Genomic DNA, 15,669 nt, shown 5'->3' on the forward strand with positions numbered 1-15,669 from the left:
GCTAGATTTTCATCTCTGCCAAAAGCGCACCCCAACCGGCACCGTGCATATCGCGGTCCGCACGGGTGCCTTGCACAACCGGGCGCGGCACCGAGAATTTGACGACGTTCAGATCAGGGATGTCAAAGCGTTTCACCTGCGCCTCAGCCACATCAAACAGCGCCGCCACCCGCGCCGTAGACAGCGGGATCACACGGTCAAAAGCGGCTCTGTTGCCGCAGAAAATGTCGATTGTCAGCCAGAATGGACCCGCATTCTTTGAGCGGACCTTCTCGACGATACTACCCAGTTCAACCATTTTTCACCTCGGTCACGGTCAGGCGGAATGCCTGCATCGGGTCTTGCACATGCAAGACGTGGTTCAGGCAAAATTCGTAAAGTGCGCCGCGCTGCATTTCCGCAGGCGAAAACGGGAAGGCAAAGGTCGGCATCGGTTCGTCCTCGGTCAGGGCGTGATGCAAAAGGTAGGGGTTCAGGAACTTTCCGATCTCGGCGGAAAGGGCCTCGGTCGGGGCGGTGACAATGCCCAGCGCGCCCACCTCGGCAGGTAGCGGGCGGCGGTTTTCCAGCGCGCCAAGGGTGGCATCTACCCCGATCAGACGGATCTCAATGTCATAGTCGGTCTCTGCCAACCCCAGCCGCGCGCCGACCTTTGCCCGTGTTTCGGCAATGACCATATCGGCCCACTCACGCGCGGCAGCGACGTAGCGGCGTTCGCGCAGCAGGGCAAGCGCCACGGTCTGATAGCCGGCGATACGCGCCCCCTCCAGTTTGACGGTATAGGGTCCAGGCACCCAGACCGAGCCCCCAACCCGCACCCGCCGATCATCCAGCGCGGTATACTGCGCGCCGGTCACATCAAGATGACCACCCGGTTCATAAAGGATGAAAGGATCCGAGTTTTCATAAAGCATGTGTGCAGACACCGTGTAGGGCGTCGCGCGGGCGGTCTTGCCCAGCGGCTCCATCACAAAACCGCTGGCATCAAAATCAATCTGGATGGTGCCAGAAGCCGGGTTGGTGGTGGCAATCGCGCCGCATTCGCCAACCTTGGCCCCATGCCACGCGGCGCCGGCGTGATCACCATTTTGCAGCGGCAAGGCGGCGATGATGGCGGTGTCGGTGGTGCGCCCGGCAATCACGATATCCGCGCCGGTGGCAAGTGCCGCCTGAATCTGCTCGGCCCCCGCAAGGGCGACGATATTGGTGCAAGACGCCAGAATATCGGCAGAAATATCCGGGGCCGCAGGCAGCGCTGTGATTTGCCCCGCTGCCAGCGCCCTGGTCAGTTCCGGCGCATTCTGCCCGGAATAGAGCCTTGCAACGCGCAAACTCTGCCCCAGTTCCGCGGCCAGTTCCACGGTGATTTCATACAACCAGTCGACGGCCGCATCGGCCCCGCAGGTACCCGCCGTGCCGATAACCAGCGGCACACCGGCCTCGGCTCGGGCCAACATCAGGTCGCGCCATTCGGCCTTTGTCGAGGCGCGCGAATATTTGGACACCCCGCGCCCAAGATAAGAGGGTCCACTGTCCGTAGACCCTCCGTCAACTGCGATGATGTCCGGCCCATTCGCCACACCGCGCGCCAAAGCCGCACGATCATAGCCAAGGCCAAGCGCCCCGGTAGGGATCAAAACCCGTGTCATCCTAATCCTCCACATCCATCGCGTGCTGCACCGGCCGCTTGATCACCCTGCGCAGGAACAATGGCGCTACAAACCCACCAATCGCGGCAATCCAAAGCACGATGGATATGGGTGAATTGAACAAATGCGTCCAATCGCCACCAGAAATCACCATGGCACGACGAAGGCTGTCTTCCATGTGGTTGCCCAGCAGGATGCCCATGATGATAGGCACTGTCGGAACGTCCAGTTTGCGCAAGAAATAACCAAAGGCACCAAAAGCAATCATCAGCAGCAGGTCAAAATAGCTGCCAGTCAGTGAATATATCCCGACAAAAGAAATCATCGTAACCCCCGGCAGCAGCACATACGCCGGCACCGACAGGATTTTGACAAAGATCTTGACCATCGGCACGTTCATGATCAACAGCACAAAGTTGGCAATGAACAGCGATGCAATCAGGCCCCAGACCACCTCGGGTCGGTCGGCAAACAGCGTTGGGCCGGGGGTGATGTTCAGCGTCATCAACAGGGCCAAAAGAACGGCTGTTGTACCAGACCCAGGCACCCCCAACGTCAGCATCGGCACCAGCGCACCCGCTGCGGCTGCGTTATTGCCCGCCTCGGGGGCCGCAACGCCGCGCGGATCGCCATTGCCAAAGTTGCCCGAAGCCCCGGCGATGGATTTTTCGGCCCCATAGGCCATGAAAGACCCCAAAGACGCCCCCGCCCCCGGCAGCACCCCCGCCACAAACCCGATGATCGTCGAACGGATCATCGTCCAACCTGATCGAACGATATCTTTTACCGGGATCGTCACCTTATCAACCTTGACCCCGATGGCCGAGTTCAGCCCGTGGTTTTCGATAAAAAAGAACACCTCGGCAATGGCGAAAAGCCCGACGATCGCGACAAGAAAATCTACCCCATCCATCAGATGCATATTGCCATAGGTAAACCGCGGCATCCCGGTGGTGTTATCCATGCCGATCATCGCAATACCCAGCCCGATACAGGCTGCAATCAATGCCTTGGCCTGATTTTTCGAGGTGATCCCGCCCAGGGTGGTAAAGGCCAGCAGGTAAAGCGCGAAATACTCTGACGGGCCAAAGTAATAGGCCGCGCGCGCCAACAGCGGCGCCAGCACCATCATCCCGATGGTGGCGAAAAAACCGCCAACAAAACTCGCCACGCCTGACAGAACCAGCGCATCGCCCGCCCGGCCGGCCCTTGCCATTGGATAGCCGTCCAACGTGGTCATCAATGCCGGCTCATCGCCCGGAATGTTCAGCAAGATCGAGCTGATCCGCCCGCCGTACATCGCGCCGTAATAGACCGAGGTCAGCAGCACCAGCGCCGAGGTTGCATCCAGCCCCAGCGAAAACGACAGCGGAATTAGGATCGCCACCCCGTTTGAGGGCCCCAACCCCGGCAGCGCGCCGATGATCGTGCCCAAGAAGCAGCCCACAACCGCCAGAACCAGCGTCATCGGCGTTAGCGCCACGGAAAAGCCGAGCGCGAGATTCGAGAGAAGTTCCATTCGCTCTGGCCCTCCTCAGCCGAAAATGGACTTGGGCAGGGCGACCAGCCCCAGATCCAAGCCATATTTGAATAAAAGGAACAACCCACCGGAAAGACCAGCACCGGTCAGAACCGCGGGCGTCTTTTGCGGTGTGATCTGATAGGAAAGCACACCCGCGGCCAATGCAGTCGGAATTAAAAATCCAAACGGCCGCAGGGTGTAAGCGTAACCAATCAACACCAGCAGCGCGAATGCAAGCCGCAAGAACGTTGCCGGCCCCGGCCAGTCAGGATCAGCATCAGGTTTCAGCACGATGACAAACCCTGCCAGCAACGCCACACCGCCAATTATCAACGGAAAGGTCTTTGAGCCGACCGGGTCTGTCAAAAAACTGACCTGCATCGCGAGGGCGCTGGCGATAAACGCCAACGCCACCGCAATCACAACAAGACCAAAGATCCGGTCAGAAGCCATTACTGGATGACCCCGATCTCTTTCGAGAGTTCGGTGGTTTCAGCCACAACACCATCCACCCAATCCTGGAAATCATCCCCAACAAGCGTGAACGGCGCAAGCCCGTTTTTCACCATCACTTCTTGCCACTCCGCGCTGTCGGCAACCTCTTGCAACCGCCCCGCCCAAAGCGTGAAGGCATCGTCAGAAATCCCTTTGGGCACATAGAACCCGCGCCAGTTCACGACTTCGACGTCAAAGCCTTGCTCTTTCGCGGTGGGGATATCTTCAAAGCCGGGAACACGTTCGCGGGTCAGCACGGCCAAGGGGCGCACGTCGCCCGATTTGATGAAACCCGTGATTTCCGAGATGTCGCCCGTCATCGCTTGCGTATGGCCGCCGATAGTCTGGGTAATCGCCTCGGCGCCGCCGTTCATGCCGACGTATTTGATCAACCGCATGTCTTCAAATCCGGCCGCCTTCAATAGCTGAAGCGGCTTGAGATGGTCAAAACCGCCCGCAGCAGATCCACCGGCAAACGTGACCGAGGCCGGGTCCGCCTTGATCGCGTCTATCAGATCGGAAAGTGTCTGGTAGGGGCTGTCATTAGCCACTACGATCACGCCCGGATCGCCCGCAATCGCCCCCAAAAAGCGCACCTGATCGGCGGTTGCGCCGCCATAGGCGTTTTGCGCCAGCCGGGCAGTGGTTGCCGATGATGCCGCCACGATCAGGTCTTCATCGGTGTTTCTGGCATTGACCACATGGGCATAGGCCAGCCCGCCACCGGCACCCGCCATATTGGTAACCTGAACCGGTTTCGGCACAAGTTTCAGATCATAAAGTATCTTGCCGACCTGACGGCAGGTGAAATCCCATCCGCCACCGGGGTCAGCCGGGGCGATACATTCTGTTGACATGGCCTGCGACGCCGCAAGGCTGATCAGTGCACTGGCGCCCAGCGCCTTGAGGTGGATAAACTTCATCTGTGTCCTCCCAGACATTTGATTGTTGGGGCGGCAGGCCGGCCCACAACAAACCCTCTCTTGTAGGTTCCAACGATTCGGTGGAAACCTGACATCAACCTGTCACGCGCGATAAAAGGGGCGGTTATGCGATTTTTGATGATCGAGGACAGTGCCGATCTGGCGCAATCCGTGGCCGAGAGGCTGCGGCTGGACGGCCACGCAGTTGACCATGCCGGCTCGCTGGCCGACGCCGAAGATTGCCTTTCAGCCGCGCCTTATGATCTGATTTTACTGGATCTTTCGCTGCCAGACGGTGATGGCCGCGACTTTTTGATCCGGCAGCGGCGGGCGCGCCGCGATGTGCCGATCATTGTAATGACGGCGCGCGCGGGCGTTGCGGACCGGGTGGATGTGCTGGACCTTGGCGCCGATGATTACGTCACCAAACCCTTCGACTTTGCCGAACTGGAGGCCCGTTGCCGTGCCGTTTTGCGCCGACGCGGGGGCGCAACACAGACGGTGCAGCGATTCGCGGGCTTTACCTTCGACCCGCTGACCGCGCAGTTGGTCGTGGCGGATGAGACCCGCGAGCTGCGCAACCGCGAACTGCGTCTGCTGGAAATTCTGCTGGCCGCGCCGGGCCGGATCTTTTCCAAGTCGCAACTGTGCGACCGGCTGTTTTCCTACGCCGAAAGTGTCAGCGATAACGCGATTGAGGTTTACGTCGCACGGCTGCGCAAAAAACTTGACGGGTCAGGCGCGCGTATCGAAACCGTGCGAGGCATGGGTTACAGGCTAAGCACCACATGAGGCGCGCAGCCGCCATATCACTGCGCAAGCGGCTGGTGTTACAGCTTTTGGCGCTGGCAGCGGCGCTGGCGGTTTTACTGTATGTCACCGTCCGCACCATTGCCGGGGACGCCGCCGAAGAAACCCTGGACGGCGTTTTAGGGGCTGCCACGCTGGCCATTGCGGATGAATTGCGCGGCGGCGATGACGGGGTCTCGATCGACCTGCCGCATGAGGCGTTTTCCATTCTTGGCTCTATCAGTCAGGACCGGATTTTTTACCGTATCGCAGTGGGCGCGACCACGGTCACCGGCTATGACGATCTGCCCGCCCCTGAAAGCAAGGCGGGAATCGGGTTGCCTGCGCCGGTGTTTTACACCCTGCCCTACCGGGAAACACAGGTTCGCATTGCCGCAGTGGAACGGGTCGTCTTGGCAGGGAACGCGCCGGTGGCGGTGACGGTGACGGTTATGGTGGCGCAAACCCGCAGTGGTCAAGATGCCATCGCTGAACGTGTGGCAAACCGCGCGGCGGGACTGGGGCTGGGGGTATTTGCGCTGGCCGCAATGCTGTCGATGCTTACCGCCGGGTCGGTGCTGCGCCCGATTGACCGGCTGGCCGAGGTCGTGGGCCGGCGTGGCCCGCGCGATCTGCGCAGCGTTGACCACCCTTCCCCAACAGAGTTGATGCCCTTGGTCACCGCTTTGAATGGATTCATCGCACGGTTGCGGGCCGCGCTTTCGCGCACAGAGACCTTCATCACCGAGGCGGCGCACCACATTCGCACCCCCCTGGCCACCGTGCGCGCCAAGGCCGAAATCGCCCTGCGTCGCGCCGAAACCGAAGAGGCGCGCGACACCCTGCGCGCTGTAATCCGGGCGGTAGAGGAGAGCGCGCGGTCCGCGAGCCAGCTTTTGGATCACGCGACGGTCGTTTACCGGTCTGACCGGCCGGCGCGCGAACCCGTAGATCTGGGCGCATTGATCGCCGGGGTGGTGCGCAGCTTTGCCCCGACCGCCGAGTTGAAGGATTTGACAATCCGCACCGTTATGCCTGACACCACCGTAACCATCCCAGGTGACCGCCTGCTGCTGGAAAGCGCCCTGCGCAATTTGATGGACAACGCGGTTAAATACTCGCCGCCCGACGAGGAAATCACCCTTTCACTGCGCACAGATGACACGATGGCATGGGTTTCGGTGGCGGATCGGGGGCGGGGGCTTTCAGGCGTGGCACAGGCTGCGTTGACGCAGCGTTTTGCCCGCGGCGGTAATGTTGGTGATATTGTGGGGTCAGGTCTTGGGTTGACCATCGTTGATGAGGTCGCGGCCGCCCATTCAGGGCGGCTGGATTTGAATGAGCGCGACGGAGGCGGCACATGCGCAACCTTATACTTGCCCTTGGGCTGACACTTTGCGGGGTGGGGTCCGCGCAGGGATTTGCGATTGAGGAAGATGCAGGTTTTGCCGCGTTCGACACCGAGGTGGAACAACTTCGGGTGCTATCCACAACAGATACGCAGATAATGGCGCCGGTGATTGCGGGGTTTCAGGCCGCCAATCCAGGGGTTTCGGTTCACTATACCGTGGCCAACAGCCAACAGGTGCAAGCCGCAATCATGGCGGAGGGTGCGGCTTATGATCTGGTGATCTCATCCGCGATGGATTTGCAGATGCAGCTTGCCAATGACGGCTTTGCGCTGCCGTGGCAATCCGCACAAACCACCGCCCTGCCCGGCTGGGCGCGCTGGCAAGACACGCTGTTCGCCTTTGCGCAAGAGCCCGTGGTGCTGATCGCCGCGCGCAGTGCCTTTGACGGGCTCTCACCGCCGCGCACCCGGCGCGAACTGACCGCCTTGCTACGCGACAACCCCGAACGTTTTCAGGGCCGGATTGGCACATATGACCCGGCGCGTTCAGGGGCGGGCTATCTGTTCGCCACCCAGGACGCGCGCTTGTCTGAAACGTTCTGGCGGCTGGCCGAGGTGATGGGCGGGCTGGATCCGGTATTGTATGACAGCACGGTTTTGATGATCAACGATCTGAAAGAACGCCGACTGGTAATGGCCTATAACGTCTTGGGAAGCTATGCCGCGCCGCTTTTGGCCGATGACGATACCACCATGCTGATCGAGCTTGAGGACCATACGCTGACATTGCTGCGGACCGGGCTGATACCGCGCACGGCGACCTCACCCCGGTTGGGGGGCGCATTTCTGGACTATCTGCTTGGCCCCGAAGGACGCACATTGATCGCGCAAAAAGCCGGGCTGCCACCGATTGACGAGGCCGCATTGGCCGCAAAACCGCATCTGCGGCCCATTCGGCTAGACCCTGGGTTGCTGGTCTATCTGGATGCGCTGAAGCGCCGCGACTTTCTGGAAGAATGGGATGCAGCGCTAATTCAGCCATAATGGTGATCACTTTTCCGCTGACTTGTCGTAAAACTTGAACCCTGGGGTGGCAAGACTCTGGAAACCTGCGTCAAATGCTGCGACGTTGGTCCTTTGTGTTCAGAAAGGCGCGAATGGTGCAGGGCAAAATACAGCAACTCACAAAGAGGTTGATGGCGGGGGCGGCCCTAGCGGCGCTTTTGGCGCAATCTGCCGGGGCGCTGGATCTGACCTTTGAAACACCCGGCGCGGGTAAGGATCTGCGCGACGTTCTTGCCGCCGCCTCTTTAACGCGCGAGGCGGGCCGCGCCAAGGCCGATGATCCACAGGCCGTATTTGCCGCCGCGCGGGCAGACTACGCCCGGCTTTTGGGCGCGCTTTATTCCGAGGGATACTACTCTGGCACAATTTCCATTCTGCTGGATGGGCGTGAGGCGGCCAACATTGCGCCGCTGGACGCGCCCACCACAGTTCGCAACGTAAAGGTGCGCATCACCCCCGGTCCACGTTTTCAGTTTTCGCGTGCAACCATCGCACCGCTGGCAAAGGAAACCGAACTGCCCACTGGTTACGCCATCGGTCAGGTCGCCCGCTCGGGCGAGGTTGTGGCGGCCGCAACCGCAGGCGTAGAGGGTTGGCGCGATCAGGGTCACGCCAAAGCCGCCGTTGCGGGCCAAAGCATTACCGCCAACCACCGCACGCAAACGCTGGCCGCCGACATTGCCCTTGCCCCTGGCCCCCGCGTGCGCTTTGGGCAGATGGACATGAAAGGTTATCAGCGGATAAAGCCGCGCCGACTGGCCAAGATTGCCGGGTTTCCAACCGGCAAAGTGTTTGACCCCGAAAAGCTGGACCAAGTGCGGACCCGTCTGCGCCGGACCGAGATTTTCAGCAGCGTGACCCTGACCGAAGCTGACACCCTAAGCCCCGGCCCCACCATCGACGCGCTTTTGGAAGTGGTGGAAAACAAGCCCCGCCGGATTGGTTTTGGCGGCGAATTGGCCAGCCTCGACGGTGCAACCGTGTCGGGCTATTGGCTGCACCGTAACCTTTTCGGCGGTGGCGAGCGGTTCCGCATTGATGGGTCGGTCAGCGGCATCGGCGGCTCTTCGGGCGGCCCAGACTACCGCCTTGGCGCGCGGATTGACCGCCCTGCCACGCTGTCACCCGACACATCGGCCTTTATTGTGACACAGATCGAGAAACTGGACGAGGAAGATTACACCTCGGACGGTTTTCTGGTTGGCTTCGGGCTGACGCATATTTTCAACCCTCGCCTGACCGGCGAATTTGGCCTGAGCTACAGCTGGGCCGAGGTAACCGACGCCTTCGCCACCACGCGGTTCCGGCAGTTGGCGCTGCCGATGAACCTGACATGGGACAACCGCGATGTGCCGCTGGACGCGACCACGGGGTATTACCTGATGGCCGATGCCACGCCCTTCGTGGGCTTTGGTGCAACCGGAACCGGGGCGCAGCTAAAGGGCGATTTCCGCGCTTATCGCACACTGGGGTCTGACCGGTTCGTGCTGGCAGGGCGCGCGCAGATTGGTGCAGTAATAGGGTCTGAGCTGGCCGAAACGCCACGCGACTATCTGTTTTATTCGGGCGGCGGCGGCACGGTGCGGGGCCAACCCTATCAGGCGTTGGGGGTGAATGTGCTGGAAGGCGGCGCTTTGCGCACCGGCGGGACAAAATTCTTGGGCCTTTCGGCAGAGCTGCGTACCGATGTGACCGAAAAAATAGGCATTGTCGCGTTTTATGACCTGGGCCGGATTGATCCGGCCGATTTCTTTGACAGCGCCGGCGACTGGCACGCGGGCGCCGGTTTGGGGCTGCGCTACAATACCGGCATCGGGCCAATTCGTTTCGATGTGGCGGGGCCGGTCGGCGGGAATACCGGTGACGGGGTGCAAATCTACCTTGGAATCGGGCAGGCATTCTGATGCGTCGGTATTTTCTTGCTATAATCCTGTGCCTTTTGCCGCTGGTTGCCACCGCGCAAGAAGACCAGACCGAACGGGACCGCAGCTATCTGACAGGTCTGCTTGAGGACAATCTTTCGGGTGCGGGGCGCACGATCCGCATTGACGGGTTTGCCGGGGCCTTGTCGTCCCGCGCGACCTTTGATCAGATGACCATTGCCGATGACCAAGGCGTATGGCTGACCATCAACAAGGGTGCAATTTCATGGACACGCAGCGCCCTGTTGGCTGGCCGTTTAGAGATTGACGAACTCTCCGCCGAAGAAATTCTGGTGCCGCGCCTACCGGGAACCGATACCGGCGGCGCCCCCACCCCCGAGGCCAAGCCTTTCGCGCTACCCGAACTTCCTGTTTCGGTCTCAATCGGCACTATCAGCGCCAAGCGGGTCGACCTTGGCGAGGCGCTTTTTGGTGCAGCGGCCAAGGTGTCATTGACCGGGTCATTACAGCTAGAAAGCGGCGAGGGAAGCACCACGCTGTCAATCAAACGGGTCGACGGAAAGCAGGGCGATCTTTCGCTGACCGGCAGCTACGCCAATGCCACGCGAACCCTGTCAATGGACCTGCTGGTATCCGAGGGGCCCGACGGAATTGCCGCAAACATGATCGGGCTGCCGGGCAAGCCTGCCGTATCTCTTGCTGTGGCGGGCACCGGCCCGATAGACGATTTCGCCGCCGATATCCGGCTGACATCAGACAAGAAACCCCGACTTTCGGGCAAGGTGACGCTGAAAACCGTTGACGGGGCACAGACGTTCAAAGCGGATCTCGGCGGCGACATCGCGCCCTTGCTACCACCCGAATATCAAAGCTTTTTCGGGGATCAGGTTCAGCTTCTGGCTGAGGGGGCGCGGCAACCCTCGGGACGGCTGAGCCTACCGGTCCTGAGCATCGACTCACAGGCGCTGGACCTGACCGGCGCGGTCGAGGTTTTGCCCTCGGGCTTGCCCGAACGCGCCGATCTGTCGGTAAAGATCGGGTTGGATACGGGCGCCGAGGTGCTGTTGCCGCTGGCGGGCAACGATACCTGGGTCAAGGCTGGCCGGCTTAAGCTGGGTTATGACAAGACCAAGGGTGATGGCTGGACGCTGGACGGCAAACTGGAGGGATTTCGCCGCGATAGTGTCGAAATACTTGCGCTGCGGCTCTCGGGTTCGGGGCGGATCGGGCAGCGTGCAGGGCAACCGGCATCGGTAGGCGGCACGGTCGACTATACCGCCAGCGGCATCAATATGGCTGATCCGGCGCTGAATTCCGCCGTTGGGCCGTTCCTTTCCGGGCGAACACTATTTCACTGGCAGCAGGGCGGCGCGCTACAATTGCCGCAGATCAAGGCCACCGGGCGCGGCTATGGCCTGACCGGCGGGCTGACGATCGACGGGTTGGCGTCGGCGCTGACCATCACGGCGCACGCGAACGCCCGCCACTCGGACCTTTCCTATCTGTCTGGCCTCGCGGCGCGCGCGCTTTCGGGCCGGGCAGATGCGACGATCGAGGGCAATTACACGGTGCTGACCGGGGCATTCGACGGCGAAGCCAAGATTGCCGGAACAGATATTACCACCAGTCAGCCTGATCTGGACCGTATCCTTGCCGGGCAATCAACGATCTCTGTTTCTGCTAAACGCGACGAAACCGGCGTCACGCTACGCAGTCTTTCACTGGCCACGGCCGCGCTGACCGGGCAGGCCCAAGGCATATTGCGCAGCGGCGCAAGCGATATCACCGCAAGCGGCCAGTTCCCCGATCTGGCAGCACTTGGCCGGGGTCTTCGTGGCGCCCTTACCGCCAAGGCGCACCTGACCGAGTCTGGCAGCACCCGCACCCTCTCGCTTGACGGGACCGGACGCGGGCTTGGCATCAACCAACCCGAGGTGGACAGCGTTTTGGCCGGCGAAACCCGCCTGTCGGTCCTGGCAGAACAAACCGGCGGCCGTATCCGGCTGCAATCGCTGGCGCTGTCCAACCCGCAGCTTGACGCCAGCGCCAAGGGCATCATCGACGATAATACCCGCCGGATTGACGTATCTGCCCGGCTGGCCAACGCAGCACTTCTGGCGCCCGGTTTTCCGGGGCCGGTCACGGTGCAAGGTAGTCTCAACGACAATGGCCCCAACGGTTATGAAATCAACCTGGCGGGCGAAGGCCCCGGCGGCACGCGTGCCAAAGTGACCGGTGGCATCGACGCGGGCTTTGGCGCGGTAAATCTGGCCATTTCCGGTGGTGCAGAAACCGCGCTTGCCAATGCGTTCATCGCACCGCGTTCAGTTCAGGGACCGCTCACCTTTGATCTGCGGATGGCCGGCAAACCGGGGCTATCGGCGCTTTCAGGCAAGATCATTGCCAATAACGCGCGGGTAATCGCCCCGACACTGGGGCTTAAGCTCGATGATGTCGACGTGGCCGCAGACCTGAGCGGGGGGGCAGCGCAATTGGCCGTCGAGGCCCGCCTTTCCACCGGCGGAAGCCTGCGCGTTACCGGCCCCGTCAAACTGACCGCGCCCTTCGCGGGCGATTTGACAGTCGCGCTGAACCAGCTTCACCTGCGCGACCCCGACCTCTACGATACAAAGATTGATGGTAGTCTTGCGGTCAATGGCCCGCTCACAGGCGGCGCCCGCATCAGTGGCGCGCTGGTGCTGCTGGACACCGAACTGCGCGTGCCGTCTACGGGGCTTGGTGGCATTGCCGCCATACCCGACATGACCCACGTCAACGAACCCGCTGCGGTCCACACCACCCGCGCCCGCGCTGGGCTTTTGGCAGCAAACGGCGACGCCGACAAACGCCCCACAAAGGCGTTCCCCTTGGATGTGACCATCGCCGCCCCCCGCGCCCTCTTCGTGCGCGGACGCGGGCTCGATGCCGAACTTGGAGGGCAGTTGCGGCTACGCGGCACCACGGCAAACGTCGTCCCCACCGGCGAATTCAACCTGATCCGCGGGCGGCTCGATATTTTGGGCAAGCGCTTCACGCTGGACGAGGGGCAGGTGGCCCTGCAAGGCGCGTTGCTGCCGTGGATCCGCTTTGTCGCAACCACGAAACAAACGGATGTGACCACGATGATCACGATCGAGGGCGATGCGACCGAACCAAAGCTCAGCTTCACCTCATCGCCCGAATTGCCAGAAGAAGAGGTGCTGGCAAGGCTTCTGTTCAACCGCAGCCTGACCACGCTGTCACCGCTTCAGGCGGCGCAACTCGCCTCGGCTGTGGCGACCCTTGCTGGCAAAGGCGGCGAAGGGATCGTCAGCAAATTGCGCAAAGGTTTCGGGCTGGATGACCTTGACGTCGGCACGGATGTGAACGGCAACGCGCAACTGCGTGCCGGAAAATACCTGTCCGAGAACCTCTACTCGGATGTCACTGTCGCGGCCGATGGCACTTCGTCAATCAACCTCAACCTTGACGTGACACCCAGCCTGACCGCGCGCGGCAGCCTCGGATCTGACGGCAACAGCGGCATCGGCCTGTACTATGAAAAAGACTACTGACCGGCTTTTTTTTGGCAAAAATACTCTGGGGGGCCGCGCATGAAATGCGTGGTGGGGGCAACGCCCCCGGTTACCCGGCCCTATCCGATCACCCGGCCGATCACCCCCAACCAGTTATCCCAGCAAATCCGCGTAATCAGCGCGTCGCCATAACCTGCACGCTCCATTGCATCGGTCAGCTTTGGCAAGCCCGCGGCCGATCCGATGAACCCCGGCATCATCGCCCCGTCAAAATCCGACCCTAGCGCCACCCCACCCTCTCCCAGCCGCGCGAGCAAATGGTCAAGATGGCGGATCAGATCTTCCGGGGCGGTATTGGGGTTCTTGATCCCGTCTTCGCGCACGAATTGCACACCAAAATTCAGGCCAACCAGCCCGCCGCGCTCGGCTATTGCGTCCAGTTGGGCGTCGGTCAGGTTGCGGGTTGCGGGGGTGACGGCATGGGCGCCGGAATGGGTCGCCACCAAGGGCCGGTTCGATAGGCGCGCCACGTCCCAAAACCCGGCCTCATTCAGATGGCTCAGATCAATCAACACACCCAGCGCATCGCATTCTGCCACCAGGCGGCGGCCCGGCTCGGTCAGGCCCGGCCCGGTATCGGGCGAGGCCGGAAACCTGAACGGCACGCCATGGCCAAAGATATTATCACGCGACCAGACCGGACCAAGGCTGCGCAATCCTGCTGCGTGGTAAACGTGCAGTTCATCCAGATCGGGGCCGATACCTTCGCACCCCTCAATATGCATGATCGCGGCTATGGCACCCTCGGCGCGGGCAGCATTGATCTGCGCGGCTGTGGTGCAGATGCGCAAAGCGTCAGGTCGGGCGCGCGCCATGCGCAGCAGAATCGCGCTTTGCTCCAGCGTGATCTGCTTGGCACGCGCCACATCAAGGGGTGCAAAGACGCGCACGGCCGCCATCGGGTCGGGGTCGGTAGCGCGGTCACCGGGCACCCAGATCGCAAAAAATCCGCCCGCAAAACCACCGGCACGACATTTGTCGAGATCCACATTACCATCGCGCCCAGCGAAAAAGCCGGCACCCTCGCGGTCGCCCGATTGCCACAGGTTCAGCAACAAATCGTTATGGCCATCAAAAATCGAAAACTTGGTCATGCTGCCATTGTCCTTTCGTCAAAGCGTCCGCCTGCATGGGTTTTGCGCCCTCGCATCGCGCTTGACAAGCGCAAGCCGAAATTGCCCAATCGGTCAGGAAACCACCGGCAATAAATGCTGGGGATAACAAATGAAACAATCATATAACGGGGAGTTGAAGATGTTTCTTGATCCGACCTTTCGCCGCGCAGGCGCAGCTGCGCTGACGGCGCTGATGCTGGGCACCGCGCCGGCGGCCCTGTTGGCCGAAACCCCGCCTGACACGCTGGTCATTGCCGACGCGATTGACGACATCGTATCGCTGGACCCACACGAAGCGTTCGAGTTTTCAGGCACCGACGTCATCAACAATATCTATAACGGCCTGATCGAGCTTGACCCGACCAAACCCGGAGAGTTGCTTCCCGGTCTGGCTGAAAGCTGGTCTGTCGCGGATGACGGCGTGACCTACACGTTCAAGATGAAACCGGGCATCACCTTTGCGTCGGGCAATCCGCTGCGTGCCGAAGATGCAGCCTGGTCCTTGCAGCGGATCGTCAAGCTGAACAAGAACCCCGCCTTCATCATCACGCAATTCGGGTTTAGCCCGGAAAATGTGGATCAGATGATCACGGCAGAGGGTGATACCCTGACCCTCATCACCGATAAACCCTATGCGCCGACCTTCCTTTACAACTGCCTCACCGCGCAGGTTGGTGCGATTGTCGACAAGGAAACCGTCATGGCCAATGAGGTCAACGGTGATCTGGGCAATGAATGGATGAAGCAGAATTCCGCAGGCACCGGCCCGTATGTGCTGCGGTCCTACAAGCCCAACGAAAGCTATGTTCTGGATGCCCGCGAAGACTATTGGGGCGGCGCGCCTGTCCTGAAGCGCGTGTTCATGCGCCATATCCCCGAGGCGGCAACCCAGCGTCTGCTGCTGGAAAAGGGCGATATCGACATTGCGCGTGAAATGTCCACAGTCGACATCGAAGGTATCACCGGCAATGCCGATCTGAAGGTAGAAGAAAGCGTTGGCGGCCAGATCTACTACATCTCGATGAACCAGAAGGTCGAGGCGCTGACGAACCCAAAGGTTCTGGATGCGATGCGGTGGGCGATTGATTATGAAGGCATGGCCAGCACGCTTTTGAAGGGCCAGCAAAAGGTGCATCAGGCGTTCCTGCCCTCGGGCTATCTAGGGGCGCTGGATGACACGCCTTATTCGCTGGACATCGAAAAGGCCAAGGCGCTTTTGGCGGAATCGGGGGTGGCGCTACCTCTCAAGTATCCGTCTTGATCAAGCCGTTTTTTTCACCCAATTTCGGTCAGCTTTGACGA

General features: G+C 61.0%; 12 protein-coding genes. 6 read left to right on the plus strand and 6 right to left on the minus strand.

Annotated features, from left to right (window positions below; genetic code table 11):
* Position 1: 1 nt before the first annotated feature.
* Genes ACM62R_RS01905 through ACM62R_RS01925 form a run of 5 tightly spaced genes read right to left on the minus strand, consistent with a single transcriptional unit; the run spans position 2 to position 4,589 of the window.
* Entirely contained in the window at positions 2–298 is a 297-nt protein-coding gene (locus tag ACM62R_RS01905) for a DUF4387 family protein (protein WP_415182380.1), read from the minus strand.
* Positions 291–1,649: an acyclic terpene utilization AtuA family protein gene (locus ACM62R_RS01910; RefSeq protein WP_415182381.1), complete on the minus strand. Its 1,359-nt coding sequence runs from the start codon at positions 1,647–1,649 to the stop codon at positions 291–293. The genes ACM62R_RS01905 and ACM62R_RS01910 overlap by 8 nt, the downstream gene beginning before the upstream one ends.
* A 1-nt stretch (position 1,650) precedes the next feature.
* The gene (locus tag ACM62R_RS01915; protein ID WP_415182382.1) at positions 1,651–3,168 is read right to left on the minus strand and encodes a tripartite tricarboxylate transporter permease; all 1,518 of its coding nucleotides are present in this window, start codon (positions 3,166–3,168) and stop codon (positions 1,651–1,653) included.
* Between the two features lie 15 nt (positions 3,169–3,183).
* The gene (locus tag ACM62R_RS01920; protein ID WP_415182383.1) at positions 3,184–3,624 is read right to left on the minus strand and encodes a tripartite tricarboxylate transporter TctB family protein; all 441 of its coding nucleotides are present in this window, start codon (positions 3,622–3,624) and stop codon (positions 3,184–3,186) included.
* Positions 3,624–4,589: a Bug family tripartite tricarboxylate transporter substrate binding protein gene (locus ACM62R_RS01925; protein WP_415182384.1), complete on the minus strand. Its 966-nt coding sequence runs from the start codon at positions 4,587–4,589 to the stop codon at positions 3,624–3,626. Before ACM62R_RS01925 ends, ACM62R_RS01920 begins: the two co-directional genes overlap by 1 nt.
* Positions 4,590–4,715: 126 nt before the next feature.
* Here ACM62R_RS01925 and ACM62R_RS01930 point away from each other — a divergent pair, with 126 nt between their 5' ends.
* The 5 genes from ACM62R_RS01930 to ACM62R_RS01950 all read left to right on the plus strand — a co-directional run bounded on the left by ACM62R_RS01930 (position 4,716) and on the right by ACM62R_RS01950 (position 13,231).
* On the plus strand, positions 4,716–5,381 hold the full coding sequence (locus ACM62R_RS01930; RefSeq protein WP_415182385.1) for a response regulator transcription factor: 666 nt from the start codon (positions 4,716–4,718) through the stop codon (positions 5,379–5,381).
* Complete coding sequence (locus tag ACM62R_RS01935) at positions 5,378–6,769, plus strand: sensor histidine kinase (protein ID WP_415182386.1); 1,392 nt, start codon at positions 5,378–5,380, stop codon at positions 6,767–6,769. The genes ACM62R_RS01930 and ACM62R_RS01935 overlap by 4 nt, the downstream gene beginning before the upstream one ends.
* Complete coding sequence (locus ACM62R_RS01940; RefSeq protein WP_415182387.1) at positions 6,739–7,773, plus strand: ABC transporter substrate-binding protein; 1,035 nt, start codon at positions 6,739–6,741, stop codon at positions 7,771–7,773. The genes ACM62R_RS01935 and ACM62R_RS01940 overlap by 31 nt, the downstream gene beginning before the upstream one ends.
* Positions 7,774–7,925: 152 nt before the next feature.
* Positions 7,926–9,698 (plus strand): autotransporter assembly complex protein TamA, encoded by a 1,773-nt coding sequence (locus tag ACM62R_RS01945; RefSeq protein WP_415182388.1) that lies wholly within the window; start codon positions 7,926–7,928, stop codon positions 9,696–9,698.
* The gene (locus tag ACM62R_RS01950; protein WP_415182389.1) at positions 9,698–13,231 is read left to right on the plus strand and encodes a translocation/assembly module TamB domain-containing protein; all 3,534 of its coding nucleotides are present in this window, start codon (positions 9,698–9,700) and stop codon (positions 13,229–13,231) included. Before ACM62R_RS01945 ends, ACM62R_RS01950 begins: the two co-directional genes overlap by 1 nt.
* An 80-nt stretch (positions 13,232–13,311) precedes the next feature.
* Here the strand turns inward: ACM62R_RS01950 and ACM62R_RS01955 are convergent, their stop codons facing one another.
* The gene (locus tag ACM62R_RS01955) at positions 13,312–14,346 is read right to left on the minus strand and encodes a dipeptidase (RefSeq protein ID WP_415182390.1); all 1,035 of its coding nucleotides are present in this window, start codon (positions 14,344–14,346) and stop codon (positions 13,312–13,314) included.
* 160 nt (positions 14,347–14,506) lie between these two features.
* Between ACM62R_RS01955 and ACM62R_RS01960 the strand changes: the two genes are divergently transcribed.
* Positions 14,507–15,628 carry an ABC transporter substrate-binding protein gene (locus ACM62R_RS01960; protein WP_415182391.1) on the plus strand — a complete coding sequence of 374 codons (1,122 nt, stop codon included), beginning with the start codon at positions 14,507–14,509 and terminating at the stop codon, positions 15,626–15,628.
* Positions 15,629–15,669 lie beyond the last annotated feature (41 nt).

The sequence above is a fragment of the Phaeovulum sp. genome (assembly GCF_047638075.1).
Taxonomy (GTDB): Bacteria; Pseudomonadota; Alphaproteobacteria; order Rhodobacterales; family Rhodobacteraceae; genus UBA6197.

Bases quoted from the DNA above. Each gene is read 5' to 3' on its own strand.
- ACM62R_RS01955 (WP_415182390.1), bottom strand. From the start codon at position 14,346: ATGACCAAGTTTTCGATTTTTGATGGCCATAACGATTTGTTGCTGAAC.
- ACM62R_RS01945 (WP_415182388.1), top strand. From the start codon at position 7,926: ATGGCGGGGGCGGCCCTAGCGGCGCTTTTGGCGCAATCTGCCGGGGCG.
- ACM62R_RS01950 (WP_415182389.1), top strand. From the start codon at position 9,698: ATGCGTCGGTATTTTCTTGCTATAATCCTGTGCCTTTTGCCGCTGGTT.
- ACM62R_RS01960 (WP_415182391.1), top strand. From the start codon at position 14,507: ATGTTTCTTGATCCGACCTTTCGCCGCGCAGGCGCAGCTGCGCTGACG.
- ACM62R_RS01940 (WP_415182387.1), top strand. From the start codon at position 6,739: ATGCGCAACCTTATACTTGCCCTTGGGCTGACACTTTGCGGGGTGGGG.
- ACM62R_RS01905 (WP_415182380.1), bottom strand. From the start codon at position 298: ATGGTTGAACTGGGTAGTATCGTCGAGAAGGTCCGCTCAAAGAATGCG.
- ACM62R_RS01935 (WP_415182386.1), top strand. From the start codon at position 5,378: ATGAGGCGCGCAGCCGCCATATCACTGCGCAAGCGGCTGGTGTTACAG.
- ACM62R_RS01915 (WP_415182382.1), bottom strand. From the start codon at position 3,168: ATGGAACTTCTCTCGAATCTCGCGCTCGGCTTTTCCGTGGCGCTAACG.
- ACM62R_RS01920 (WP_415182383.1), bottom strand. From the start codon at position 3,624: ATGGCTTCTGACCGGATCTTTGGTCTTGTTGTGATTGCGGTGGCGTTG.
- ACM62R_RS01930 (WP_415182385.1), top strand. From the start codon at position 4,716: ATGCGATTTTTGATGATCGAGGACAGTGCCGATCTGGCGCAATCCGTG.
- ACM62R_RS01910 (WP_415182381.1), bottom strand. From the start codon at position 1,649: ATGACACGGGTTTTGATCCCTACCGGGGCGCTTGGCCTTGGCTATGAT.
- ACM62R_RS01925 (WP_415182384.1), bottom strand. From the start codon at position 4,589: ATGAAGTTTATCCACCTCAAGGCGCTGGGCGCCAGTGCACTGATCAGC.